Below are 25,265 nucleotides of genomic sequence, written 5' to 3' on the forward strand. Positions count from 1 at the left end.
GGCCAAATCTCCTCAGTTTGGCGAAAACGGTAAGCATGTTCAGAAAAGCCGATTTCATCAATGCCGGCCAATCGGGCTGTTTCCAGAAACCGCTGCAACCATTCTCGGCTGTAAGGTCCCTGTTCTAGATGAACGTGATAATCCCACTTCAACCTTGTCCTTCCTCCTCGTCCCTAACTCAGCCACTACTTCTTCCGGCTCAATATCGTAGCACGCCATGGACACCAACACATGAAAACAGAGGTCGGCCAGTTCTTCCACTGCCCGCTGTCTGTTTTCACCGGCTGAAGCAGCCGGATCCAGATCTCGTAGCGCTAAGACTGCTTCAATCGCCTCTTCCCCTACCTTCTGCAACACTCGATTAAGGCCACGGTCAACTAACGAACTAACATAGGAACCAGACGGTCGCACTTTTATTCGTTCTCTTATTATACTATATAGATCATCCAGGTTAAAGCTGTCAGCAGGCGACCAGTTATCGTCAGCAGCCAGGACGGTAAAAAAACAGCTCCTTTGGCCGGTATGACAGGCCGGACCTTGCTGCTCCACTAAGTACAACAGGGCATCGTGGTCACAATCGGACCGCACTTCCACCACCCGTTGAGTATGGCCTGAGGTTTCGCCTTTGCGCCACAGTCTCTTTCGGCTGCGGCTCCAGTACCAACCTTGGCCAGTCTGGCGCGTCAGAGCCAAGGCCTGCTCGTCGGCGTAAGCCAGCATTAACACTCTTTTGTCTGCCACATCTTGTACCACCACTGGCCATAGCTTAGGCATTATATCTCCACTCCTTTAGTACGCAGAAAATCCTTGAGCTCGGCCGCCGTCCATGCACCTTTGTGAAGCATGGACGCCACCAGTACCGCATCTGCTCCCGCTGTTAGAGCTTGAAACAAATGCTCGGGCCGGCCGGCTCCGCCTGACGCTATTACAGGGATATGAATACTGGAACAGACTGAACGTAGCAGCGATAAATCATAGCCGTCTTGGGTACCATCTTGATCAATGCTGGTCAGTAGGATCTCGCCGGCTCCCAGCTCTGCGCCTTTTTGCGCCCAGTCCACAGCGTCTAGGCCGGTGGCTTGCCTTCCGCCGTGAGAATACACTTCCCAACCGGACCCAGTGTTCTTAGCATCGATAGCCAGGACCACCCGCCTGCTGCCCACAGCAGCTGCTGCCTGCTCTATAAGCTGCGGATTAGAAATAGTAGCTGTGCTGACGACGACTTTGTCCGCTCCCCACGCTAGCACTTGTTCAATTAGTTCCAGGCTGCTGAGCCCGCCACCTACAGCCAGGGGTATGTCAGTTGCCTGCACGATCTGGCGGACAATTTCCGCTGCTATTGTTTTCCTCTCGGTTGTACCGGCTATAGCTAAACACACCAGTTCATCCACACCCTGGCTGGCATAGGCCTTAGCCAAGGTTAACGGATCACCGCTGGTCTGCAATTGTTGAAACCTAACTCCTTTGACTACCTGGTCGTGTTTCAGATCCAGACAAGCAATCAGTCTTTTCGTTGTAACTGAGACCATAGGTTAGTCCTCCCTAGCGGCATCAAGGGCCGCCTCCAAAGTAAGGTTTTTTGAGTACAGCGCTTTACCCACAACGACCCCGTAGAGATTCGGGCAGGCCTCTTTCAATTGGCGGATATGGTCTGCTGTTCCGATACCGCCGGCGGCTATCACCTTGGCGCCGGAACCAAGAACTGATTTGATCCCATTTAAGTCGGGGCCTGCCATGGTTCCGTCTCTGGCAGCACCGGTGTAGACGATGCTGTCGACACCGCCGGCCACCAGCGAGTGAGCAAACTCAGCCGGAGTCATTTCTATTTCCTCGGTCCAGCCGGCTCCCAGTAGCTTACCTGCCCGGGAGTCAACTGATACCAGCAAGTGTTCTCCCAACTCGCTGGCATAGCAGCGGATAAGGCTTTCTTGGCCCAAGACAGCTGTGCTCATAATCACCCATCGTACCCCCAGGTTTAACAGTTGTCGGGCCCGTTCCAGGTTGCGAATGCCTCCACCTAACTGCACCGGCACCGTAACAGCTGCGAGAATTTCCTTTAAAGCTGTTAAGTTGTCAGTATTGGATTGTCCGGAAAAAGCCCCATTCAAGTCCACTACGTGTAGCCGTGGGGCACCGAGCTGTTCCCATTTCAGGGCCACCTTTTGAGGTTCTCGACTGTAAACTGTTTCTGTTCCCAGTTTTCCTTGAGTCAGACGAACACAAGCCCCATCAAGAAGATCTATGGCCGGAATGACAATCATTTTTTGCTCCTCCGTTCTATACAATCACGCCTTTCGTCGAAGGCACCATTTTTCTTTGGCCATCTGGGTGCAGGGCAGCGCGCAAGGCCAATCCGGTAGCCTTAAACGCTGCTTCCATAATATGGTGGGGGTCACTTCCCCGTATTGTGCCCACATGAAGATTAAGCCGGGCACTGAGGCTAAAGGCCCGCAAGAATTCCGTCAGCCAGGCCATAGGCACTGTTCCTTCAGAATATTGTTTAGTCCTGAGGTCTTCGGCAAAATAGGGTCTCCCACTGATGTCTATGGCCGCAAACACCAGGGCATCATCCATGGGAACCAAAGCATGGCCAAAGCGAACAATCGAACGCGAATCCAAGCCAAGTAAGGGGTCCAACCCTTGCCGCAGCGCCTGGCCAACACACAAACCTACATCCTCGCACAAATGATGGCCTTCATCCAAGCTGCTGCGACCGGGAACGACCGGGCCAGCTTCAACTCTAAGATCAAAAAGAGCCCAAAACCCTAGGCTGTTGACAAGATGGTCAAAAAATACCAGCCCTGTGTTCACCTGAACCTGGCCAGAACCATACGCACTCAGGACCACAGAAACATCGGTTTCTCCCGTTATCCGCTTGACTTTCCCTTCAGCCTTCAACACTCGCAGTCCCCCTTCGTAACGCCAAAGATTTCGCGTGGGCTGGTAGGCCTTCCGAGAGCGCTAACGTCTCCCCGGCAGCGGCCAAGGATGGGAACTCCTGAGGATTGATCTTGATAACGCTGTGCACTCTCATAAAAGAACCGGTCCATAGTCCGGAAAAAGACCGGGCGCTGCCACCGGTAGGCAGCACATGACTGGGTCCGGCCACATAATCACCGATGGCAATAGCACTTAACGGTCCTACAAACACAGCACCCACATTCTTGATTTTCGTGGCCAGCGATTCCGGCCCCGGACCGATCAATTCCAAGTGTTCCGGAGCAAAGGCCTCTATCACTGCCTGAGCTTCCGCCCAACCCCCTGTACAAACCACGATATGCCCGGGTATATCCTGCACAGACAACGCTAACCTTTCGGCCAGTTTAGCTTCCGTGGTCACTAGTACACAGCAAGACTCGGGATCATGTTCCGCTTGGGCTTTTAAGTCCCAGATACACCACTTTAGAACCTGGTCTGGCACTCCTGGATCTAGAACAAGCATGGCTTCGCTGGGGCCGGCCAGCCCGTCTATATCCACTACCCCAAAAACTTCCCTTTTCGCGGCGGTGACAAAAATATTGCCCGGACCCACAATCTTATCCACTTTCGGAATGCTTTCGGTCCCAAAAGCCATAGCAGCAATGGCCTGCGCACCGCCACAACAAAACACTTCATCTACACCACACGCTGCAGCAGCCCCTAATGTAACCGCATGAGGTATGCCTGTAGGCCCAGGCGGAGTACACAAAATTATGTCTCTTACTCCGGCAATGCGCGCCAAAGTAGCTGTCATCACCACCGTAGACGGATAGCTGGCCCTACCGCCGGGGACATAGATACCTACTTTTTCCACCGGGCTGGCCTGGAATATAATCTCACTTTTTCCCACAGCAACCGTCTGGGTCTTCATCACGGGCAATTGCTGCTGGTACTCTTTTACTCGGGCGATGCTCAGTTCCAAAGCGGCTTTAACCTCGGAATCCAGCTTATACGCTGCTTGATCTATGATTTCGGTCGGTATCTTTAGGGTTTTTGGTTCAACATTGAATTCAGTCTCCCAGGCTAGAACAGCTTCATCGCCTCGCGCTCTTACTGCAGCAATAATGTCTTGAACCTGATCAGCCACCGCCGCGGGTACCTGGTATTGGCGCCAGGACAGTTGGTTGATATAGTCTTGTCCGTTAACAATTAGCACTGCCGATCGGACTCCTTTCCACCCTTGGCTCCAATTGCCCCCGCAGGGCATCTACAACAGGCCTTATCAGCCCGGCTTTGAGACGATAGCTGGCTCGGTTGCCGATAAGTCTGGCTGAACAATTCTTCACTACTTGGGTCTCCACCAAACCTGATGCCTCTAGTGTACGGCCAGTGGAGACCAAATCCACCACGGCATCAGATAACCCCAGTGCCGGGGCAATCTCCACCGCCCCATGCAGTTTAATTATCTGCACTTGCCAGCCCAAGCGGCGGAAGAACGCCTCTGTTGTACGAGGATATTTAGTGGCTACTCGCCGGATGTTACCGTTGTTGAGCTCGTTCTGTTGCTCCAACGGCACTGCCAACGACAGCCGACATCGGCCTAACCCTAAGTCCAGCAGTTCCACTACTTCTTCTTTGGTTTCATCTAAAACATCTTTCCCCACTACTCCTAGATCAGCTGCGCCCCGAGCCACATAAGTTGGGACGTCGTCATCTCGAATTAATAAGATCCCTAAGTTCAAGTTGTTAAAAACACAATTAGCCCAGGTACCGGCTACAAACCGGGGGAGCTGTAAACCCTGAACACCGCCGGCCTGAAGCAAATTCATAACCGGTGCCTGCAAGCGCCCTTTAGACAAGGCTAGAACCACATCAACCGCCATAGCGTCATCACCTCTGCAAGTAATGCCTAATTCTCGCTTACCCTTATCTCTTGCCATCCGTCACCGTTCCATAATAACACCCTGTCGTGCCCCTTAGCCCGGGCCCGATCTGATATAGTCGCCAAGCTTCCACCCAACAAGTCAATCTCACCCTTTTGGCCCGTAGCATTCAGCCGCTGAAGAGCCGTCAACGCTTGTTCAATTTCTTCCGGGGTGTTCACATGGGCTAGCAGGTAGCTGGGGCGTTTTCCAGCCGTTTCAGAACCCTCCATGGTTATCCGGGCAACTTCAGAGATATTTACAGCAAAACCCACCGCCGGGAGATCACGCCCCAACACCTGGGCCAGACGGTCGTACCGTCCTCCGCCACCGATACTTACCGCGCTGGCTTCGGCGTAAAAGTCAAATACAACCCCTGTATAATAAGGCAGCGGTCGAATAAGGCCGAAGTCGATTTCCACTTGGCCGTCCAATCCGGTACGAGCCAGAACGCGATGTAGTGTTTCCAGCTGTTCTAACACAGCCACAGATTCACCTTGGTGCTGGCGCAACAACTCCCTGGCCGTACCGAGTGCTGCTGTTCTCTCAGTTAGGCAGCGAAAGACTGCTGCTCCAGTAGCGGTCCCGTCTAAACAACGCTCCAACTCCACCAGATCCTGTCGCCGCAGAGCAGAGCGGGCTCGTTCCTGCTCCGCTGCTGCCATACCGGCCGTTGTTAGCAGCGCTGCCGTCACTCGACCGTCTCCCAGCACTACCCGAAAACAATCACAACCCGCCTGCCGGAGCCCTTGAGCTGCCAGCCAAATAGCTTCGGCTTCAGCCATTTGCCCAGGGGCACCTAGAATTTCGGCCCCCACCTGTGCGTATTCGTGCAGCTTTCCTGATCCAGGCTGTTCAATCCGATATACCTCTCCCGTGTAGCATAGTTTCCAAGGTAACACCTCTTCCGCCAACTGGCTCACGGCCAGGCGCAGTACAGACAGAGTAAAATCCGGCCGCAAGGCCAAAATACGCCCCCGGTGATCGGTGAACTTGTACATGGTTTCTTCCGCGATAAAACCCCGTCTTAACAGTTCGTACAATTCAAAACCCGGCGTCTTGACCTCTAGGTACCCGCCCCCTGACAGCACTTGAAGAAACGCCCGCTGAATCTGCCGTTGTCGTTGGGCCAGATCGGGGGGAACATCGCACACCCCTTCCGGTAGTTCCATCTTACTATCTCCTTCATCAACTACTGTTTGCTATTTTAGCATGGTAAAGCACTAAAATCAAGAAGAATTTTTTCTCTGCCCCAGGCTTGACTATGTATAGTCACGAGCGGATAATGAAACTACCTGGCAATTATCGCCGTGGTGGGCTCAATTGTGGTAAGATGTTACTGTAAACAGTTATTTTTGGTGGTAGGGGAGGATGCTGCCAATGCAAATAGGCCGCAAGATCCGAGCTTTACGCCAACAGCAACAGCTGAGCATAGAGCAACTGTCAGACCTTACTGAGTTGTCTACCGGATCTATTAGCCAGATCGAGCGCGACCTGGTTGGACTGTCAGTGGAATCCCTGTGGCGTATTGCCAACGCTTTAGGAGTACCGATTGGCTACTTCTTTGATGAAGCTGCCAGTGGTGTTGTTGTTCGCAAGAGCGAACGGCGCCAGATTGTGCTGCCGCAGTCCAATGTCGTCTACGAATTGCTGTCGCCTGACATGAACCGGCGTATTGAGTTCTTGCTCGTCCGGCTGCAACAAGGTGACAGTGCCGATCACGGCCAAATAAGCCATGCCGGCGAAGAATGCGGTTTAGTGTTACAGGGTGAATTAATAGTCCGTTGGGGAGACCAAGAGTTCTATTTGCAGGAAGGCGATAGCATCTATTTTGCCAGTTCTATCCCCCATCGGTTCAAAAACCCTGGATACCAGGAGTCAGTTTCTGTGTGGGCTATGACTCCTCCGTCTTTCTAGAATTTACACTGTTCGGACCCAAAGGCTGGGACTTCCCTTCATGGCGACTGTATTTCAAGGAGGGATTTGGAAAATGACTATCGCTTGGGCGATTACGGGATGTGGCCATTATCTCACCCAAGTCATGGCCATCCTGGCCGAGCTTCCCGGTGCAGATGTCTTTTTGTCTCGAGCCGCTGAGGAAGTGCTAACAATCTATAACCACGATATCGACACCCTGGTTCGGTCAGGGAAGAAAGTGTATAGGGAGCGCGCGTACAGTTCTCCCATGGTTGGGCGCCTTTACCACCAGCAGTATCGGCTGTTGGTAATTGCACCGGCTACCTCCAATTCGGTGGCTAAGTTTGTCCTCGGTATTTCCGACTCCTTGGTTACCAACCTCTTCGCCCAGGCAGGTAAGTGCCGGGTTCCCATTGTTGTCTTGCCCAGTGACACAGACGAAGCAGTAACCTCACCGGGACCCAGGGGACCGGTGCAAGTTTTCCCTCGCCCCATCGATTTAGCCAACACAGATCAGTTGGTTGATTTTCCCGGAGTAACTGTAGTCAAAGAAATAAAGGAGTTGGAACAATGTCTCCGCGCCTATTTGTAACGGGAAAACTGGCTGCCAACAGTCTCCGGGACACCCTGGACAGTATCTCTTTGGACTTCGCTTACGATGTCCTTACTCTGGGCATCAGTGTGGCCGCTCTGATGAACACTGAGTTCTTGAAGAAACACCTTCCACCCTGCCATCAATACAGCCAGGTGGTGCTGCCCGGTCTTTGCCGGGCCGACACCCGAAGGCTGACTGAGATTGTGGGGGCAGCGGTGGTTCGGGGTCCTAAAGATCTAAAAGACATACCGGCTTTTTACAGGGAAGACAGTCCAGACCAGTCCGCCAATTATAACGCCAGTCCTCCGACGCCCCTGATAATCGCCGAAATTGTTGATGCCCCTTACTTGAGTACGGCTGAGATCATGAACCGAGCTTCCTATTACAAAGCTACTGGAGCCGATATTATTGACCTTGGTTGCTGTATAGAAAAAGACTTTCCCCATCTTGAGCAAGTTATCGAACGGTTAAAAGACACAGGCCTTGTCGTCAGCCTTGATTCTTTCCGGGAATCAGAAATAATACGAGGCATGGACAGCGGGGTTGATATCATCCTCAGCTTAAATAGTTCCAATATTCACTTAGCGCCTCGTTTAACTTGCCCGGCAGTGATCATCCCGGACTCCGATTACGGGCTTGACTCCCTGGAACAGAACTTAGCTCGTGCCCACGCAGCCGGTCTTAACTGCATCCTGGATCCCATTCTCAACCCGATAAATTTTGGCTTCATCGCTTCCCTGCAGCGGTTTGTCGAAGCCCGACGTCGTTTTCCCAACCTGCCGTTTCTCATGGGGATCGGCAACATAACCGAACTTACAGATGCCGACAGTACCGGTATCAATGCTCTCCTTATGGGCATCGCCCATGAACTGAAGATCGATTACGTCCTTACCACTGAAGCATCCAGCCGTACCCGAGGAGCCGTTCAGGAAGCGGCTCTAGCTCGCCATTTGATTTATGAAGCCCAAATAAAAGGATCACCGCCGAAAAACTTCAGCGCTGATCTACTTACTGTTAAGGACAAGCGTTTATATAGTTTCAGCCCGGCCGAACTAAGACAAATGCAGCAACTTATTACTGATCGTAATTTCCGCATCTTTACCGCTGCCGATCGTATTTTTGTCTTTAATCGTGATCATTTCATCTCCGGTACAAACCCGGCCGAGCTCTATGCCCGGCTTGGCATTACCGATCCCGACCATGCCTTCTATATGGGCTCTGAGTTACATAAAGCTCAGCTGGCCCTTCAACTGGGAAAGAAATACATTCAAGAGCAGGAACTCAACTGGGGGTATCTCTCAGCGGATTATTCTCAGTTTGGCTCATAGGAGCGGAACCATCTGTCACCTATCCATTTTACCCCGGAACAATCAACCTGTGACAGTAGCTGTCTGAGCTCTTGTCCGTCCAGCAGTGCCAAATCAGGCGCCACCTCCAGCAGAGGAACCAAGACAAAAGCGCGCTCACTGAGATAGGGATGAGGAATCTGCAAGTCGAGGTCTCTTACGGTTTTCTGTCCGTACAATAAAATATCGATGTCGATTGTTCTCGGTCCCCAGCGAACTGTTCGTTGGCGGCCGAGATTGTTTTCTATGGCCAAGACCAACTGTAGCAGCTGCTGAGGTGATAAGTCGGTCTCAACGGCCAGCACAGCATTGAAAAACAGCGGCTGCTCCACCTGCCCTATGGGTTGGGTTTCATAAAGAGAGGAGATTGTCTTTAGCCGGGTGCCTGCTTGTACCAACCCCACCACCGCTGCCTGAAGATTCTCTCTGCGATCCCCGAGGTTACTCCCCAAACCCAGATAAGCGGTAGTCATCTCTGTTTCTGCACACCTCCACCGCTGCATAATCCAGCTGCACAGGTATCGGTACTCGGGGTTTCCTTACCCTTACCGTAACTCGTTGGATTGGATATTCTATCAGCAAGGTCCGGGCAATGGTTTCGGCTAAGGTCTCCAAAAGACAGCACGTCTTCCCGGTAATCACTTTCTTTGCTATTTCGGTAACCATGCCATAGTCCACTGTATGAGCCAGGTCGTCACTTTGTCCGGCTGGCCGCAAATCTAAGTTAAGCTCCACATCCACAACAAAAGGCTGTCCCAAAGTATTTTCCTCGGCTTTGAGCCCATGATAGCCCCAAAAGGTCATACCCTGTAACATAATCTTATCGGTCAAACCCGATACCTCCTCCGCAAATCATCACCCCAGGGGACAATGTGATCGAACACAGTACCAGACGCCTCCCTGATTCGCAACTGCTCCACTAAAGGAGCAGTCTCTGCGCCCACTAGCCCTGCTGCCAGCAAGGCAGCACCCTGAGCTGCCTCCTTAGCTATCCGGGCTAGAGGATTAACTGTCCGTACCGTTGCTAAGCAGCTCAAGCGCCGGACTAACCGCTCGTTCAGCAGCGGCTGGCGACAAAGCCTTCCCGACAAAACAATCTCCTTGGCCGTCGGTACCAGAGCCAACTCGCCTGCCACCGCCTTAACCACGGCCTCTTCCAAAACTAACCACGCTTGTTCCAGCTCTTCTTCCTTTAGTCGTAAGGCATACTCTGTTAAAGTCAACTGGGGTTCGCCGACAATATCTGTTATGCCGCCCTCAAACAGATTTCGCTTTTGCACCGATTTTAGTAGATAGGCCAGTTCACCGTCCAACGCACCGCCGGATTTAAAGCCAGCTGCTCCAGCGGATCCACCGATACCGTCTACCACCTGTCCTTGGTCAACAGCTATTACCGAGGTAAAGGCTCCGCCCACTTCCACCAGAATCAGGGCCGTATCCTGGTAATGAATCTGGTAAGTATGGGCTTGATCATAAATAGCCAAAATAGCGCAGTTGAGTTTGTCTGCAGTTCCCAGGTCAATTTTGTTTATCTTCCGCCATCTGGGCACAGTAGGCAGATGAACAACTGCCGGAGTAAAACAAAGAGGTAGTCTCCGAACCCGGGCCAAGTTGATCAAAGCTTCCATCCCCGCTAGGACAGGAATATCCCGCCGCTCCCGGGCCTCTACCAAGGTCATTAGAAACAGTTCCCGCTCACCAATGTCTTGAACATCTGTCACTGGCAAACCGTATCCGGACGGACCTAGAATTAGATCCACCGGCCCGGAAGCCGTTATCATTTCTAGGATCGATTCGGCCCTGTCCGCCACCTGGTCCGATGGTACCGATTGGTCCAAAAACACTCGTCCTTGCTCCCAGCCGCAAAGGTCGAAACTTATGCTTCCTGGGTCGATACCCACCACCCGCGCCATATCAGTTTCCCGGATCGAGCCACACAGCCAAGCTGGTGGGCCAAGTTACGTGCTCGCCCAGGAACACCTCCCGACGCAGTTCTTTTAGGGTTCCGTACTTCTCCGCAAACACATCGTAGCTATGGATTCCTTCATAGTTAAATTGTTTGGCCAACAGAAAAGCATCGTCCTCTAGTTCAGGATAGTCAATCGCCACCTGTCGCACCATTTCCCGAACTACATCCTCCACAAAACGGGGCTGTCGGTGCGCAGCCACAATTACTTGGTACTCATCGGGACGTTTGAGCAGATCAAAAACCGGTGAGCTCATGGATGTTTCCACAATAGTGACCAAGTCCTGGGCCTGAACTTTCTGTTCGGTACCCAACAACAAGATGCCTTTCCCCCGCTGATTGTGCGAGGCCAACGGCACAATAGACAGGATATCTTCTGCTTCCTGGCGGGAAAACCCCCTGGCCAAAAGGTCCTCTTGAGCCTGAGCCCGTACCATCTCCTGGGCACAAGGACAGGCGGTAAGCCCAGCAGCCTCAACGCCTACCAGTCCGCGGGTACGTCCAGGACGAGCCGCAGCGATGCCAATGAGGGTATAAATCTCTTGGGTGCTGACCCTTGATACAGGAGTCTGTTTTTGAACCGGATATTTGGCTTGTACCATCACTTCTGAGCGCAGAGCTCCCTGACTTTCTAAAACAGAAGCAGCCAAACTGTAAGTAAACGATTCAATGTCCATAATACGTTCCTTCACCACTTCGTCCACTGTTTGAATAATACCCTCACTAAAACGGGACATGTGTACGCCTGCTTGGTCGGGGTTCAAGTCCACAGACAAATCCAACTGGGAATAAAAAAGGTTTTCCTTTCCTTTGGCCCCGATGGAAATAATTTTTGTAATCCCGGTGATTCCCACTCGATTTAGACTGACCTGGATCCGTGGCCTGCTTGCTTGGATGTCAATGTCCGTGTACATGGTCTCCCCTCCTTAGGTGGTGATCCAAAGTGTTTTAATTCGCCTTATAGACTTTTCAGCACCCTTTTTTTTGGCCAAAGAAAGGGCCGTATCCCTCCAGCAGCAACAGGACAAATATGGATGCTGTTATCAGGTCGGCTGTGGTCCCGGGATTTAAGCGATTACCTTCACTGCGAAGGTAATTGTCTAACGCAGCCAATTCCTGCTGTCCTGCCTGGGTATCTAAGGCGCCGACGGTCAAAACCCTTTGCACCTGCTGGGATACTTCCTTAGCCCGCTGCCACCCTGCTTTACGGGCGATCAAGGTATCTGGTACTGCCGCCAATAGTACTAAGTAAGCTTTCACCACTGCTATACTCCAGTGGTTATATGTCCGCAGAGCTTTCTGTAAGGCCGGCACACCGATGGTAAACGTATAAGTATACCCACTGCAGTACTCAGCAGCAATACTGTCTCGGTGTCGGGCCAGTTCCATAACGGCTCTGAGAGAAACCGTCGGTTCCCCCGACACATCCTGATGGGATACTTCTCCCAGTCCCCCGGCTTTAGCTTCTCGTATAGCCAGATACACCTCCTTGGCATCAGCCACAGTCAGTTCATCTAACACTAAGGATAATCTATTTCGGAGTGACAACGCACCGGAGCTTATCAGTGCTGCTTTGGCCAACGGTGCCAGCAGTAACAAAATGCCTAGATTTGTATTGCAGGAAACCATATGCTGCGCAGCCCGCACCCCTTCCAAAATAAGTTGCCCCACCGACAGTTCTTCGCTCCGGGAAAATACCGGCGCACTGGCCCAGGCACTGAGAATAAAGTCTTCATAAGTGGTATCATCAAAATCATGCTGTCGGTTAACATTGCCTGGTTTCGGTGCCGTCACCTCTAGTATACAAGCTAGCTCTACTGCCCTGGCCACTTCCTTCGGCCTCACCTGCTTCAGCTCCTTTCTACCACATAGTCAGCCAGGGCTCCGGCAATATCCACCGAGCAGACGCTCTGTAATCCCTGCCAACCCGGTATGCCGTTTACCTCTAATACAAACAGCTGTCCTTTTTGTGACCAAAGAAGATCGACACCGGCGTAATCAGCCCCCAAACAACCAGCTGCCTTAAGAGCCAACTCTTTTTCCTCAGAAGAAAGGATCCGCCAAGTAGCCTCAGCTCCTTGGGCCAAGTTGGTCTTCCAGCTACAGCCGGCTCTAGTCATAGCTGCGATGACTTTCTTTCCTAGCACAAAGGCACGGATATCCCAATTATCATGGGGAACATATTGCTGCAGATAGAAAACATAGCCCCCCAGATCCAAGGCCCGAAACACCCGCTGCGCCACATCAGGATCGCTGACCCTCACCATCCCTTTTCCCAGCGACCCAAACAACGGTTTCACCACCACATCCCGGCCCAGCTCTTCGAAGGCAGCCAGAGCTTGTTGATAATCCTCCGTGACCACCGTCGGCGGTGTAGGTATCCCAGCCGCAGCTAAAACTGAGGAGGTGTAGTATTTATCCACTGCTTTTTCAATGACTGTAGGCGAATTGTAGACACTGAGTCCCTGTTCCTTTAGCCGGCGGAGGATATCCATGCGTAAGATAATCTGCTCTAGAGAACCGCCAGGGATAGTTCGCACCACCAAAGCAGTGCAATCTTGCAGTATTTTGTCCCCAACTGCAACCTCCAGGTTACCGGTGTCGATTCTGGCTGTCAGTTGGGTGATGGGATAGTGCAGTACCGTTGCACCGCGCTTTACCAAGGCCGCTTCCAGTTGCCGCCGATGCCACCCTTCTCCTCCACCTACAATGCCGATTTTCACTACCTCTACACCTCCAATAACGACGCTCGCAGCAGGTCGGCATTAATGCTGCCGGCACGATGGACCCGGCCGGTGGATTGATTGTTTATAACAACCTCTGCTGGACTGAACAGTAACGGGTCCATATCATAAAAATCACCATAGCGCTTAAACAGATCTAGAAAAAGGGTACCGTAATCGGAAGACGCTGAGGACGGTACCCGATCTACCACCGCTTGAATTCTATCGCTGACATCGGCTACCGTGTAGAAACACCGTCCGCCGTACAGCACCGCATCATTGGTCCGTCCGAGGGCTGTCAGATCATCCTGGGCCACCGGTGCCAAGGGACAGGTGCCAAAAGCCGCTCTAACACAATTTATGTCGTAACCTAAGGTTAGAAGCTTGTGAAGTCCGGTCTCCACCACCCGTGCCGCCACCTGCACTGAACCTACAATACTGGCTGTAGAAGCAGCTATCAGCCATAGATGTTGAGGCTGCAAGCCACACTCTGCGGCCAGTTTACGGGCAACTTGTTCCGGAGGCAAACTGTCTGATTCTAAGATCAACACACCTCGCCTAGCTTGTTCCCGGTAAGCTAAAACCTTGAACACCTCTTCTTTGGCCGCCAGTGCTCGGGCCGGTCCAGAACCCAAAGCAGAAAAGCCTTCCCCTTGTACCGACCACCCGGCGTACTGAGAAGCCAGGCAAGCGATTGAAGGCTCCTGAACCGTAACCTGAATCCCCGGTAGCCAAAAATCATCAAAGGAAAGCAGCACAAACTCCACGCGGCCCAAACCTCCCAGACTAGCCTCGGCCACTAGCCGCCCGGCCTCTAAACTTCCGGGAGAATTTATTCCCGCATCTAGCACCTGACTTCTGCCGGAAAAAGTAATGTGCTCGATCCCTAAAGCTTGCTGGTTGTCCACCAGGTGTTCTACCAGGACTGCAGCCTGTTCATTTAAGCAGATTCTGCCCGCTGGCATATCAAAATCTCTCCCTTGCCCAATTCATTGGTATCGCCCAGATAGCGAGCACAGCTTCCCTCCCGAGCAGCCTGGGGCACTGAAACCCCTTGGTTTTCCAGTGTTCGCCAAAGGATGGGCAGGAAGCTAGGACGATAAATACAGCAATAGACAAAGGTTGGCAACAGATGGGTGGCTTCAGTTAATACAATGGTGCCTCTGTTCATATTAGCTCCCGGATGGGCACCGCTCTGTCCAAAAACAACTAATGTTCCCGCCCGCATCCCGACGCCAAGAAAATCACCGCTGGCACCGCTTACCGCTATCAGTCCTCGTCTCATTCTGGCCCCTACCTCGTTACCCACATTCCCTTTTATGATGATTGTGCCGCCAGTCATGCCTGTCCTTTCTCCCCTATAGCCGGCACCTACTAAGTGTCCCGCTGATCCTTCAACTCTAATTAATCCCCCTCTCATTTCAGCGCCCAACCAGTCAGCCACTTCTCCCCTTGCTCTAATCACTCCCCCCAACATACCGGAACCTAAATGCATGCCTACTGGGCCGTCAATGGTGAGCAGGCCCCGGTCCATGCCTCGGCCCAAATACTTGACTCGGCCCAAATCACCCTCCACATGTAGCTGCCCGGTACACTCTGTACCGTCAATGGAAAAGAACTCCCCCAAAGGAACCTGCTCATTACCATATTGTAAAGGAAGCGCTGCCACTTCTCGAACGGGCTTGCCGAGGAGATGTGCCGGAGAAATGCTTTCAGCCTCCAAAGGAACTTCTAGTTTAGTTTTCAGCTTCAGTCGCAAGTTGGGATCACCTCATTCCAGCACCGACCGAAGTTGGATTTTGTACTGGCCCAGTTTACCCCCGTAGTTTCCGGCTGTTATCTGTACAATTCCTGGTTCACAAGCTGCCCTTATTCCAACCCGGGTGGCTTCTTCCACGGCTGCTAAATCGAGCCCGTCAATAACAATTTCCAGCACACTGTTCACCTTCGAAGGTAAAGCCGACTCCACTCGTCCTCGCAGGCTTGGACAGTAAGCTGTGTTGGTTGACGCTAGCAGGGATTTATAGCGTGAGCCCACTTTGCTTCCGCTTCGGACTATACCGCCGGGAAAGGGCATGATAACACCGGCTACCTTTTCCATGGCCTCTACTGCCTTTGTTGCCGCCGCCAAAGTCAGTTGGTCATCAGTTCCTAGCAGCAGAAAATTGCCTCCGCCCACACCTTTACAGTAGCCAAAGCTCTCTTGAATTAGAAACTCCCCTTCCATTACTGGAATCCGCCAGTAGCGCTGTCCGGCAATAACCTTGCTGGCTTGCCACCCATCGCCAAAGTAGCGCAGTTTCCCTCCTACCTGAAGCTGCCCATCACTCGCCAAGCCGTTGTAGCAAGCAGTGGTGGGACAAGTCATCACGCATTGCCCCAGTCGGGCTAAGAGCTGCTTTTCCAGTTCTTGAAAAGAAGTAGCAAAAAGTAAGACTGCCACCCCCGGTCGATCATCAGGTGTCGCGGATACTTCGCCTTCAATTCCAGCTTCGCAACCGCAGCCGATAATAGAAGTGGCGAAGCCGGTTACGCTTTGAGCCGCCTGTAAAGCCCATTTACGGTTGGCAGCTGTAATAATAAACCGGGTTCCATAAAGGGCGAAAGCTTCGGCAAAGGTATCGTGGATGTAGACACCCTTTATGTACACGAAATCACCTCCCAGGGGAAATAACGCTGTTTTTCCACTGGGTAATTGGCCCACGAGACGCTATAGACCTGCTCAAATAGCGGTGCTAACCATGAATCTACCGCCTGTCGCTGACACAGTTCCGGTAACAGAGTTTTGCCAACGCAGCTTCGTATCACCTCTCCCTTGTTAACTACCACTTGCCCTTCTTTGATTACATATTCCGGGTAAGCAAACATTTCTTGGTAATTGGCTTGGGGCCGGTAAATGGCAATATCGGCCTGAGCACCGATACCAAGATGGCCTTTGTGTCTGAGACCCAAAGCCCGTGCCGGTCCGGCCCTGGTGGTTATAGCTATCTCCGCCAACGTATACTCCCGGGACAAGTCTGAAACATTGGTCCTTTGCTGTGCTCTTTTGTTCAGCTTCGCTGCCACCTCTTCCCGGTAACTCCGATCCATTAGGAGTCTGATGATCCAAGGATAGGCGGTGAAAGGACCGGCGTTAGGATGATCAGTAGTCAAGTACACCTGCCAAGGGTTGTCAATAAGTAGAAAAAGTTCCAAACCAATGAGCCACTGCATCGCCCCGGCATAGCTCTGTTCATGGTAAACCAAAGGCACTACCCCGGAACCGGTCTCTCCTTCGATGTCATTGTTCACCCATCGTTCGCCAGTAAGTTGATGCAGTTGGTATTGCAAGGGTCCGTCAGCGGTCATGGTGACGGCTGGGCCAAAGATCACTTGACCTACATCCACAGTCAAATTAGGATGGCTGTTGACAACAGCAGCCAGTGCTTCCGCCCCGGAAGCAAACGGCAAACCGTTAGCTTTCCGGTAACCACTAAACTGAAGATGGGTTATGTGTAACCGACGTCCAGCGGCCAGGGCCATAGTAGCCAACGCCACCTCATCGCTACCAGCCTGACCGAGACCATTGCAGTGCAGGTGAACGGCATGGGGTAGTCTTAGTTCCTCATTGATGTCCAGTAACGTGTCGATAATCTGTCTGGGAGTAACACCGTAACCGTACACTTCATCATCCAGATGTCGGACATTGCTCCCCCGTTTCCAGTTGGCAACACCACCGGGGTTTACTACTTTGATCCCATAACCACCGGTGGCCTCAAGCAGCCAGGTTATGTAGTCCAGTAGTCGCTCTTTCTCTCGCTGACGAATCAAATTTAAAATGAAGTGGTTGTTACCCATCAAAACCAAAGCGCCCTTATCAACTATAGGTGTGTCCGCCAGTTCTTCATGAACATGGCGCGCCTTCAGTGGTGGCATCGCTGCCTCCACCACAGTAGTATAGCCCAGCTTGGCATAACGATAGCCAGTGACAAAAGTAGAGGGAACCGTAGCGCCGACACCGCTTCTGGTGCTATGGGTACGACGCACTGGATCTCGACGGTGATCTTCTGGGCACAAGATCCGCCCGGTATTAACTTTCGGACCGGCGATGTGGGTATGAATGTCGATCCCGCCTGGCATAGCTATTAACCCAGCGGCAGGAATGACAGTGTCAACGGTGCCCTGCTCCCCGGAAACAATTCTACCATTCTGCACAAAGATGCTCTTCGCCTGTCCGTGGATCCCATTGCGGGGATCATAGACACAGGCACCTTCGATCATGAGCATTTGCTCACCCCCTGCACTAATTCGCTGATAATTTCTTCATCGCTGGGCCATGGATATTCAATCAGCTTTTTCACCGACAGGGGGACTAGATCCATACGGTAGACAGTGCCGGCGGCTCCTATTCCAGCCGGGGCCGAAGGAAAGTACACCTGAGCTACCTGAGCTGTAGGCGAATAATAGGGGTCCACAACCACTGTAGGGATTTCCTTTAAGCAGGCCGCAGCCCGGGCAGGTAATGTAACCACTGGATCGGCAGCCACAATCAGAGCCGCATCCACTTCCCGCCGCCGTAATAGATCGGTAGCAGTAAACTCCCCCGGATTATAGCGCGGGTAACCGCGGCTAAAATTGACTGCAAAAGGATATCCTGTTTGCCAGGCCAAAACACTTTCGCTGCCGGCCACATTACCGTGACCTCGCATCGGCATGGCAGCAAACTTGGTGTGCCGATTTAAGTCACGAACTAAGTCTATGGCCTGGCCTACATTATAAGGCCCACCTCTGGTCATAGTCAGACCCATCCCAAAGAAAAGCACACCATAACTGGCGGCCCGCAAAATCTCACCTACTTCCACAAGCTGTTCCCATGGTATTCCTCCGTAAGTTGCTCGGGGGAGTTCATGGCCCTTAACCAAGGCCCGCAGTACTGTCAGCACCTCAAAATCGCCACCTGGTTCCACCTGCAGAAACAGGTCGGCTCCTTTGGCCGTTGCTGTCTTCCGTACGTCCACCACGATCACTTGTCTGTCTTTTCTCCCTCGGGCCACCTCTAGGCCTCTGGCTGCTACAGAGTAGCGGCTAAAATGACGCGGATGAGCTTCCATCGGATTACAGCCCCAAAAAACCACCACATCAGCTCGGTTTTTAACCTCACCCAAAGAGCAAGTGGGGATACCAACCAGCTGTTGAGCCAATGTACCGGGACCATGGCAGATTGATGACGTTGAATCGATGCTGGCCCCGATTATTTCTGCCAAATACACCGCTTTCTTTTGAGCCTCACACGTAGTGCTGGAAAGTCCGTAAATCAATGGATGGCGAGCAGTAGCCAGAATCCTGGCCCCCGCAGCCAGTGCCGCCTTGAAGCTTGATTCCTGTCCGGCCACTCGGGGGCTTACGCCTGCAGGGGAAGCTATGAATTTAGCCCGACCTAACATACATCCTCGCAGTACAGCTGTCACTTTGTTTTCCTCCACTGTAACTTGGAGATCGTCACACAGGGACCCGCAGCCAGGACAAACAACATTCTTATGAACAACCACTGGAGTCCCTCCCCACCCAGGCCTGGAGTCCTTTGTAGCCAGGCATCCCACTCCCGTTTGTTCGTGCATCGGTCAGGCGGTTAGCTTCTGGACCGTAGGGAACAAAGGCCAGATTATGAGGCAGATCAGCTAGGCGACAGCTAAATATTCCTTCTCCAAACGCGGTGCCCACCCGGACCAAATCTCCTGCCTGCAGCCCCAATTGCTCTAGAACGGCAGCGCCTAGTTCAACCACGGCAGTTTCCTTTCGGTATAGCCCTGACTCCTTACCTTGCATCAAGCCTCGGCCCTGGTTGATGGTTCTGCCGGTAATTAGAATTACCTCAACCTTCACCGGGGCCGCCCCCTTTCCTATTGCTGGGAATCACTTGGGCTAATACCCAGTATTGCTGTTCACGAAGGGCCTCCATACATTCCTCCCGCGTATCTCCCCGGGCTAGAACGGTGCAAATCGGAGAGTGGGCCGATATTTTTTCACCCGGATGAGGAATGTCACGGATCCCGGCTCGGAACCAGCCACCGGTATCGCCGCAGCTTAAATCCCATGGGGCGTAGACGACAGCTTTCCCCCAATAGCCCTGCCGCTGGCATATGGCAGGCAAAACGGCCTGTTCTACCCCAAAGCCCTGACAGGCCTTGACATGCAACGAAAACAAGTCGTAGCCATAAGCAGCAGCAAAAAGCTCCATAGATGCCGAGTAGCGGGGATTCACCTCCAGAAACATCGGTTCGTCGTCAGCAGTGAGAAGAAAATCAATACCATTTAATCCCTTCAAACCAAATTCCACGGTGACGAGGTTAATCAGCTTCTTTAACCAAGTCCACAAGCCAATCGGGAACTCACTCCATCGATCCAGCCATAACGGTACGATGTTGCCTGAATAAATAAATTCTGATGCTCCAAAATCCCGGCTTCCACATAATTGTTCACTTATGCCTAAAACGTAAGCTTTCTGACCATTGGCAACAAAGGAGACGGAGGCCGGCATACTGGCCCGATACTCCTGCAGCAGGTAGTCTTCGGACAGATGCACCTCCTCCGCCGCCCAGTTAATGTTGGTTCCACCGCCGGACTTTCTGGGTTTTAACAGCCACCGTCCCGAAGGCACCGGCCCCTGCCATTGATACAACGTCCGCGGGTAAGCGAACCTGTTAGTCTCCAAGAACCGGTGAAGTTGTTCCCAATCTCTGACCCGCCGTAGGGTAGAGCTGTCGTTACCCAACAGCTCTCGGCCGGTTGTCAATTCAGCCACCAAATCAGGCTCATCATCCAGGCCTGAAGTATAGGCCAAAGTATCATAACTCAACTTGGTGGCGGACGTGGCCAAGGCTTGGGCTGAAAAAGATGCCTGTCCAAAATCCCGCCACAGTGAATAACTCTGCCCCCATTGGTTTTGATCATAGTCACCAAAGTAATCCAAGGTTAGGAGCTCATAGCTGCTGCCTTCCTTGCTCTTGGCAACAGCTTCAGCCAAACCCCGAGTGCTAAAACCCAGCACCAACAACTTCTGCAAGACCGTTTCCTCCTAGCTGTCCTGGCCTAAACTATATACTTCTTGAGCATCCAGGAACACATCGTTTCTAGTAAACAGATGGTCCACAGCAGTCTTGTGAATCTTCATCTTGAGTCCGCCGATGCCCAGGGCGCCAAAACATATTTTCCCCTGACGCCTCTTCCCATCATCGCTCAGTTTCAGGCCAGTAACACCGCCAGGGGGCACAGCATTAAGGTCTGCTACAACTCTCAAGGCCGCGGCTCCAGCCCAGGTTTCCTCGGTCAAAAGAACTGCGCCTAAGGCACCGGTAGTGACCACAATGGCCTTATCGGCTAAGGCTGCACCTGCAGCCTGTTGATCATTAGGATTAAGCTTCAACGGTTCTACGACCACCTTATATTGTTCCGCTAAAGTCTGACAGGCCGCTTCGGCCCGAGCCATGGATCGGGAAGTCAAAGTTACCTGGCCGCCGCCCAAAGACAACAAGGCTGCCACTCTGAGTCCTACCGGTCCCGTTCCCGCCATTACCAAAGCCTTCTGCCCAGCTACGGGATAAGCACGATTAATTTTGATAACCGCTGCTGCCGCTGTAGTGTTACAGCCATTAGCATCCATTAACACCGACACTCGAACCGAACCGAAAAAAGTCTTTTGCACAGTCGTTAACACTTCCTGGGCAGTTGCCACTTGTGAACCGCCGATGAATATGGCCGTATTTTTTAGATCTTGGTTGCTGCGGGTAAACATTGCTCCGTAGACAAAATCGCGTACATTCTCTGCCGTCACCCCACCGTAGGCCAAGACATGGTCGACTCCGGCATCGTAGGCCACAACAGTGTCAAAAACACTGGGCATGGAGTCTGTATCCAGTTGAATGAGTAGTTTCTTCACCCTGCCACCTCCCCTGCACTGAGCCTAATTGCAGATGCAGCAGTACGAAAAAAGTAAACTGCAGGAGGTTAGCAGTGGTGGTGCCTGTTTCCTTCTGTCTTACCACCCGCTTCACCTCCCACAGCCTACAGACAAGTTAGACCCCCCTACATATCCTTATTGCTGCTTAAAATACTGAGGTCTCATCACTGTCCTAACATCCGCTGTCTATACAGTATCATGCCAGCTACAGTGGCTATGGCGTTTAGTCAAGATGCAGACAGCACAGTCCTTGCAAACTCGGGCTGGAGAACCGGGGACTTCAGGGTTCAGGGCAATAATATTGGTCATCAAAGTGGCGGTTACCGGCTCGCTGGTCAGGAGACAAGGGAAGTCGGCCAGCCGCATAAGAGCGGAGAATCGTACCGTAATACCACAGGCCGGATAGGTGTAACGCTGAGGATTAGCCAGCACCTCATTCTTCTCGATGGGATCTAAATCAACTTTGACACCTCTCACCTTGCCGCCATTGCCAATAGGTTCATCTTCCAGAATATTGCTCCCCCGGTGGATCATATCCATAAAGTCTACATTGTGGAGTTCAGCAGCAGCCCCACGGTTCGGATATAGTTGGACATAGTTGTAGAAACGTTTCGTTAACAGATCGATCACCATCGGCGCAGTGAATCCATCTTTCTCCAAGATGTAAGCTGCCCCACAGGCAGTGGAACCGGTAGCTACACTCAAAACATCATAGGCGCTGTCGTAGCCCTGTTCCAGCCCTCTCTGGAGAGTGTTGGCCAAAACATCGGTCTCAGCTTCCATAATGGCCATAATTACATCGTCCTTGGCCATATTGAACATCGATTGGGCAATATGGTGAGCCACATCGCCTACACAGTAAGCTGGAACAGTAACAATGTTACCATAATGAACCCCTGCTTCTACTGCCTTAAGAATGAGGGGCTTCATCCGCTCTTTGTATTTGAGCATATACTCCTTAACATCAAAGGACTGATGACCACCATCGGTCATAAGCTTCGTCTGAGCTGCGATCGGCTCCCGATAGACCATTTGCAGCATCTCAATCTCGTCCCGAACAGCTTGGGCAGTGGTCTTGCCCGCCTCAATGGAATCGGCAAAGGCGGCCCCGATCCCATAAGAGGTGTTCATTCCCCACGACTTGGCCGACAAAATAGCCTTTTTATGAGCCGTTGGAATATCTACGCCTTTGAGAATCTCGTTTACCACTGAAGTGGTGGAACCAGGACAGAAGGCAAAGTCCACCACGCAAGTGGGTCCATAGAACCCGCCATAACGTCTGACCGCCTCTCGTCCAACTAAGGCCTCGTTCGTTGCAATGGCGTCGATAAACTTGCTCATAGACTCTTTGAAACCAGTGTCTTCCTCAACCAGAATTTCGAGAATAGGGGGAGTCTGGTAGTGCTCGACAAAAGGATCGTCTTCAGGTCGGACGTACTCAGTCAATCCTTTGAGGATTTCGTAATGGGCATTGACAGACTGAACATGGAGGTCAATGACCTCAGGGGACTGCCCCTCCCCAACGGTCATACCGTTGACGGCATCCACATAGGGCTGGGCGTCACCAATGGTAAAGGTCTGACCCCGCTTTTCCTTAATTACCCCGATATCTGCCCGCTGAGCCGATAAGGCTTCTTTAATCATCTTTTCATGGATGGTACTAGACACGGACAATTCCCCTTTCTTTTTTCTTTTTTGCCCAAACCATACTTACCAGTAAACAGTGTGCCGAAACTTCAACCTCACCTCCCCTGTTTTTGGCACAATTCTTACTTGTTTCTATTTGCAATAATTGTGCCAGGCTTGGCAATATTGTGCCTACCCTACGGTCAGTGAGGCTTGTGGCTATTTCTGCAGCGGAAAATACTGTTCAGGATGGTGTTTCACAATGATACGGTTCTGGTATACAGTTTGGTTATTTATGGTTTTAGAGTAGAGAGGGAGAATGGTGGACAAGATTTGTTTCATTCCGGCACATGATCCACTATGATGCATCTTCCCGAAAAGTTTTCAGTTCAATCGCATAGCGCTTTAGTTTCCGATACAAAGTGGTACGACCGATTCCCAGAAAGGCTGCCACTTTGCTTACATTTCCTTGATAAACCTCCAGTGCCTGCACAATGGCCATTCGTTCCACCTCGGCTAAGCTGTGACCTTTTTCGGCCATGGCTGGCCTCATGGTATGCGACCGGGGCACACAAATCCGCGCCGGAAAATGTTCCAGCTGTAAAGTTCCGTCCTCTGCCAGGTGTAATGCCTGTTCAATGGCATTTTGTAGTTCCCGAACATTGCCGGGCCAGTGATACTCTAATAGAACTTGTTTAATAGACGGGTTCATAACCACCTGCTCATAACCTAATTGCCCGGAAACACGTCGCAGAAAATAGCGCGCCAGCAAGAGGACATCATCGCCTCGCTCCCGCAACGGCGGAATAAACAGATTAACCACGCTGAGACGATGAAACAGATCTAAACGAAAGTGTCCTTCATTGACTAGCTTAGCAATGTCCTTGTTGGTGGCGGCAATAAATCTAACTTGAATTGGAACTGGCGTATGCCCTCCGATCCGAATCACTTGCTTTTCTTCCAGCACTCGAAGCAAACTGGCCTGCGTCTCCAGCGGGATGTCGCCAATTTCGTCCAGAAACAAAGTACCGCCGCTGGCTAATTCAAACTTTCCCGGTCGCCCCCCTCGTTTTGCCCCGGTAAAGGCGCCCTCTTCATAGCCAAACAGCTCGCTTTCCACTAAGTCGCGCGGCAAAGCGGCACAATTGATCGCTACAAAAGGCCCGTCCCGTCGAGGACTGGCATTGTGGATTGCTTGAGCAAATAGATCCTTCCCAGTACCGCTTTCTCCCATGATCAACAAGGTGGAATCTGTGCGGGCTACCCGTTTGGCGATACCGATACTCTCAGTGAACTTTGGATCTTCTCCAATTAAGTCCTCAAATTCGAACCGAGCCTGGGCGCCGGCCATGCGCGTCACCAATCGTTGTACCGACTTCATCTCTCGGCAAGTCAGCACCACCCCGATAACTCCGCCCCGTTTGGAACAAACAGGCTGACTGGAAACAGTGAGGCGTAACCGCCGGCCCTGAAAATCTACCGCCAACTCCCGGTCATTAAAACCTTCTCGACCAGTCTTAATCATCCGTAATAATGGAAAAGAGTTGCAGAAAACTTCTTCCACGGGCTTCCCCAAACATTCCACCGGATCGAGACCGAAAATTCTCCCAGCTACAGTATTCATTTGGCTAACGATGCCCTTATTATCGATAAAGATAAGGCCCTCAGAAATCGATTGTAACACCGACACCAGCCGATCCCAGGTCTGTTCCAATTTCAGCTCCATTTGCACCGCTGCCGTCAGTGCTATCAACATAGCAAGAGTATGAAAACAAAGCGTTCTCTGGTAACCGGCCATGCCGAGGACTCCTATTAATTCACCCTCCGGGTCAAACAACGGAGCAGCGGCGCACGACAACCCTTGCATCATATTAAGATAGTGTTCGGTCCCAGTAACCAGGCTCGGGCTTTTCTCTGCGATAGCCAGGCTGATTGCATTAGTTCCCAACTCTTCTTCTCGCCACTGAGTTCCCACCCTGAGGGCAGTCTCTGGGGGAGACAATCGGTTCAGGTCTCCGGTAGCGGCGACAATGCATCCCTCTGGATCACAGAAGAATGCCGCTCCATCTAAATCACAAAACCCACTGATCTTCTCCAGGAAGGGTCGGCTAACGCGCACCACTGAAGCGGATGCCTCCAGTCGTTCCTTCAGCTCTCGTCCCTGTAACTGAGTCCACCTAACTTCTTGAAAGGGATCCAGCCCCCGCCGTCGGCACCTTTCCCAAGAAGCCATGATCTCAGGGCGGATTCCCTCCACCGGTATTCCCTGCCCAACAAAACGTTCCCAACAACTTTTTATCTGATTCTGAACCATG

General features: G+C 52.1%; 26 protein-coding genes. 3 read left to right on the forward strand and 23 right to left on the reverse strand.

Features of this window, described 5'->3' with window-relative positions; translation table 11 throughout:
- Positions 1–57: 57 nt before the first annotated feature.
- The 7 genes from GX016_04330 to GX016_04360 are packed head-to-tail and all read right to left on the reverse strand — an operon-like array spanning position 58 to position 6,013.
- A complete protein-coding gene (locus GX016_04330; GenBank protein ID HHT70787.1) occupies positions 58–774 on the reverse strand; it encodes a bifunctional phosphoribosyl-AMP cyclohydrolase/phosphoribosyl-ATP diphosphatase HisIE in 717 nt (238 codons plus the stop codon).
- Positions 774–1,529 carry an imidazole glycerol phosphate synthase subunit HisF gene (gene hisF, locus GX016_04335; GenBank protein ID HHT70788.1) on the reverse strand — a complete coding sequence of 252 codons (756 nt, stop codon included), beginning with the start codon at positions 1,527–1,529 and terminating at the stop codon, positions 774–776. Before hisF ends, GX016_04330 begins: the two co-directional genes overlap by 1 nt.
- A 3-nt stretch (positions 1,530–1,532) precedes the next feature.
- Positions 1,533–2,261: a 1-(5-phosphoribosyl)-5-[(5-phosphoribosylamino)methylideneamino] imidazole-4-carboxamide isomerase gene (locus GX016_04340; GenBank protein HHT70789.1), complete on the reverse strand. Its 729-nt coding sequence runs from the start codon at positions 2,259–2,261 to the stop codon at positions 1,533–1,535.
- A gap of 16 nt (positions 2,262–2,277) precedes the next feature.
- Entirely contained in the window at positions 2,278–2,901 is a 624-nt protein-coding gene (locus GX016_04345; protein ID HHT70790.1) for an imidazoleglycerol-phosphate dehydratase, read from the reverse strand.
- Positions 2,888–4,135: a histidinol dehydrogenase gene (gene hisD / locus GX016_04350; GenBank protein HHT70791.1), complete on the reverse strand. Its 1,248-nt coding sequence runs from the start codon at positions 4,133–4,135 to the stop codon at positions 2,888–2,890. Before hisD ends, GX016_04345 begins: the two co-directional genes overlap by 14 nt.
- Positions 4,122–4,802: an ATP phosphoribosyltransferase gene (locus GX016_04355; protein ID HHT70792.1), complete on the reverse strand. Its 681-nt coding sequence runs from the start codon at positions 4,800–4,802 to the stop codon at positions 4,122–4,124. The genes hisD and GX016_04355 overlap by 14 nt, the downstream gene beginning before the upstream one ends.
- Positions 4,803–4,828: 26 nt before the next feature.
- Positions 4,829–6,013: a hypothetical protein gene (locus GX016_04360; protein HHT70793.1), complete on the reverse strand. Its 1,185-nt coding sequence runs from the start codon at positions 6,011–6,013 to the stop codon at positions 4,829–4,831.
- A gap of 208 nt (positions 6,014–6,221) precedes the next feature.
- On the opposite strand from GX016_04360, the gene GX016_04365 reads away from it, so the two are divergent.
- The 3 genes from GX016_04365 (at position 6,222) to GX016_04375 (ending at position 8,681) form a co-directional block, all read left to right on the forward strand.
- On the forward strand, positions 6,222–6,758 hold the full coding sequence (locus tag GX016_04365; protein ID HHT70794.1) for a cupin domain-containing protein: 537 nt from the start codon (positions 6,222–6,224) through the stop codon (positions 6,756–6,758).
- Between the two features lie 73 nt (positions 6,759–6,831).
- Positions 6,832–7,350 (forward strand): flavoprotein, encoded by a 519-nt coding sequence (locus tag GX016_04370; GenBank protein HHT70795.1) that lies wholly within the window; start codon positions 6,832–6,834, stop codon positions 7,348–7,350.
- Positions 7,329–8,681, forward strand: a complete 1,353-nt coding sequence (locus GX016_04375; GenBank protein ID HHT70796.1) for a PTS mannitol transporter subunit IIABC — start codon at positions 7,329–7,331, stop codon at positions 8,679–8,681. Before GX016_04370 ends, GX016_04375 begins: the two co-directional genes overlap by 22 nt.
- Here the strand turns inward: GX016_04375 and folK are convergent.
- The 16 genes from folK to GX016_04455 all read right to left on the reverse strand — a co-directional run bounded on the left by folK (position 8,666) and on the right by GX016_04455 (position 25,264).
- Positions 8,666–9,172 carry a 2-amino-4-hydroxy-6-hydroxymethyldihydropteridine diphosphokinase gene (gene folK / locus GX016_04380; protein HHT70797.1) on the reverse strand — a complete coding sequence of 169 codons (507 nt, stop codon included), beginning with the start codon at positions 9,170–9,172 and terminating at the stop codon, positions 8,666–8,668. The two genes, GX016_04375 and folK, sit on opposite strands and share 16 nt — an antisense overlap.
- Entirely contained in the window at positions 9,141–9,515 is a 375-nt protein-coding gene (folB, locus tag GX016_04385) for a dihydroneopterin aldolase (GenBank protein ID HHT70798.1), read from the reverse strand. Before folB ends, folK begins: the two co-directional genes overlap by 32 nt.
- Before the next feature lie 11 nt (positions 9,516–9,526).
- On the reverse strand, positions 9,527–10,612 hold the full coding sequence (locus GX016_04390) for a DUF1464 family protein (GenBank protein ID HHT70799.1): 1,086 nt from the start codon (positions 10,610–10,612) through the stop codon (positions 9,527–9,529).
- 1 nt (position 10,613) lies between these two features.
- On the reverse strand, positions 10,614–11,579 hold the full coding sequence (locus tag GX016_04395; GenBank protein ID HHT70800.1) for a GTP cyclohydrolase I FolE2: 966 nt from the start codon (positions 11,577–11,579) through the stop codon (positions 10,614–10,616).
- Between the two features lie 55 nt (positions 11,580–11,634).
- Positions 11,635–12,510, reverse strand: coding sequence for a triphosphoribosyl-dephospho-CoA synthase (locus tag GX016_04400; protein HHT70801.1), 876 nt, complete (start codon positions 12,508–12,510; stop codon positions 11,635–11,637).
- A gap of 5 nt (positions 12,511–12,515) precedes the next feature.
- Entirely contained in the window at positions 12,516–13,388 is an 873-nt protein-coding gene (locus tag GX016_04405; GenBank protein HHT70802.1) for a RimK family alpha-L-glutamate ligase, read from the reverse strand.
- Between the two features lie 5 nt (positions 13,389–13,393).
- Positions 13,394–14,353: a methenyltetrahydromethanopterin cyclohydrolase gene (locus GX016_04410; GenBank protein ID HHT70803.1), complete on the reverse strand. Its 960-nt coding sequence runs from the start codon at positions 14,351–14,353 to the stop codon at positions 13,394–13,396.
- Positions 14,329–15,147, reverse strand: a complete 819-nt coding sequence (locus GX016_04415; protein ID HHT70804.1) for a formylmethanofuran dehydrogenase subunit C — start codon at positions 15,145–15,147, stop codon at positions 14,329–14,331. The genes GX016_04410 and GX016_04415 overlap by 25 nt, the downstream gene beginning before the upstream one ends.
- Before the next feature lie 12 nt (positions 15,148–15,159).
- Positions 15,160–16,038: a formylmethanofuran--tetrahydromethanopterin N-formyltransferase gene (fhcD, locus tag GX016_04420; GenBank protein HHT70805.1), complete on the reverse strand. Its 879-nt coding sequence runs from the start codon at positions 16,036–16,038 to the stop codon at positions 15,160–15,162.
- Complete coding sequence (locus tag GX016_04425; protein ID HHT70806.1) at positions 16,029–17,654, reverse strand: formylmethanofuran dehydrogenase subunit A; 1,626 nt, start codon at positions 17,652–17,654, stop codon at positions 16,029–16,031. The genes fhcD and GX016_04425 overlap by 10 nt, the downstream gene beginning before the upstream one ends.
- Positions 17,645–18,985: a formylmethanofuran dehydrogenase subunit B gene (locus GX016_04430; protein ID HHT70807.1), complete on the reverse strand. Its 1,341-nt coding sequence runs from the start codon at positions 18,983–18,985 to the stop codon at positions 17,645–17,647. The genes GX016_04425 and GX016_04430 overlap by 10 nt, the downstream gene beginning before the upstream one ends.
- On the reverse strand, positions 18,903–19,250 hold the full coding sequence (locus GX016_04435; GenBank protein HHT70808.1) for a molybdopterin dinucleotide-binding protein: 348 nt from the start codon (positions 19,248–19,250) through the stop codon (positions 18,903–18,905). Before GX016_04435 ends, GX016_04430 begins: the two co-directional genes overlap by 83 nt.
- A complete protein-coding gene (locus GX016_04440; protein HHT70809.1) occupies positions 19,240–20,430 on the reverse strand; it encodes an ATP-grasp domain-containing protein in 1,191 nt (396 codons plus the stop codon). Before GX016_04440 ends, GX016_04435 begins: the two co-directional genes overlap by 11 nt.
- 12 nt (positions 20,431–20,442) lie before the next feature.
- A complete protein-coding gene (locus GX016_04445; GenBank protein HHT70810.1) occupies positions 20,443–21,303 on the reverse strand; it encodes a methylenetetrahydromethanopterin dehydrogenase in 861 nt (286 codons plus the stop codon).
- Positions 21,304–21,510: 207 nt separating this feature from the next.
- Positions 21,511–22,968 carry a DUF2193 domain-containing protein gene (locus tag GX016_04450; GenBank protein ID HHT70811.1) on the reverse strand — a complete coding sequence of 486 codons (1,458 nt, stop codon included), beginning with the start codon at positions 22,966–22,968 and terminating at the stop codon, positions 21,511–21,513.
- Between the two features lie 340 nt (positions 22,969–23,308).
- The gene (locus GX016_04455) at positions 23,309–25,264 is read right to left on the reverse strand and encodes a sigma 54-interacting transcriptional regulator (GenBank protein HHT70812.1); all 1,956 of its coding nucleotides are present in this window, start codon (positions 25,262–25,264) and stop codon (positions 23,309–23,311) included.
- Between the last annotated feature and the right edge of the window lies 1 nt (position 25,265).

It is taken from the genome of Bacillota bacterium, assembly GCA_012837285.1.
In the GTDB taxonomy this organism is placed as follows: Bacteria; Bacillota; DTU030; order DUMP01; family DUMP01; genus DUNI01.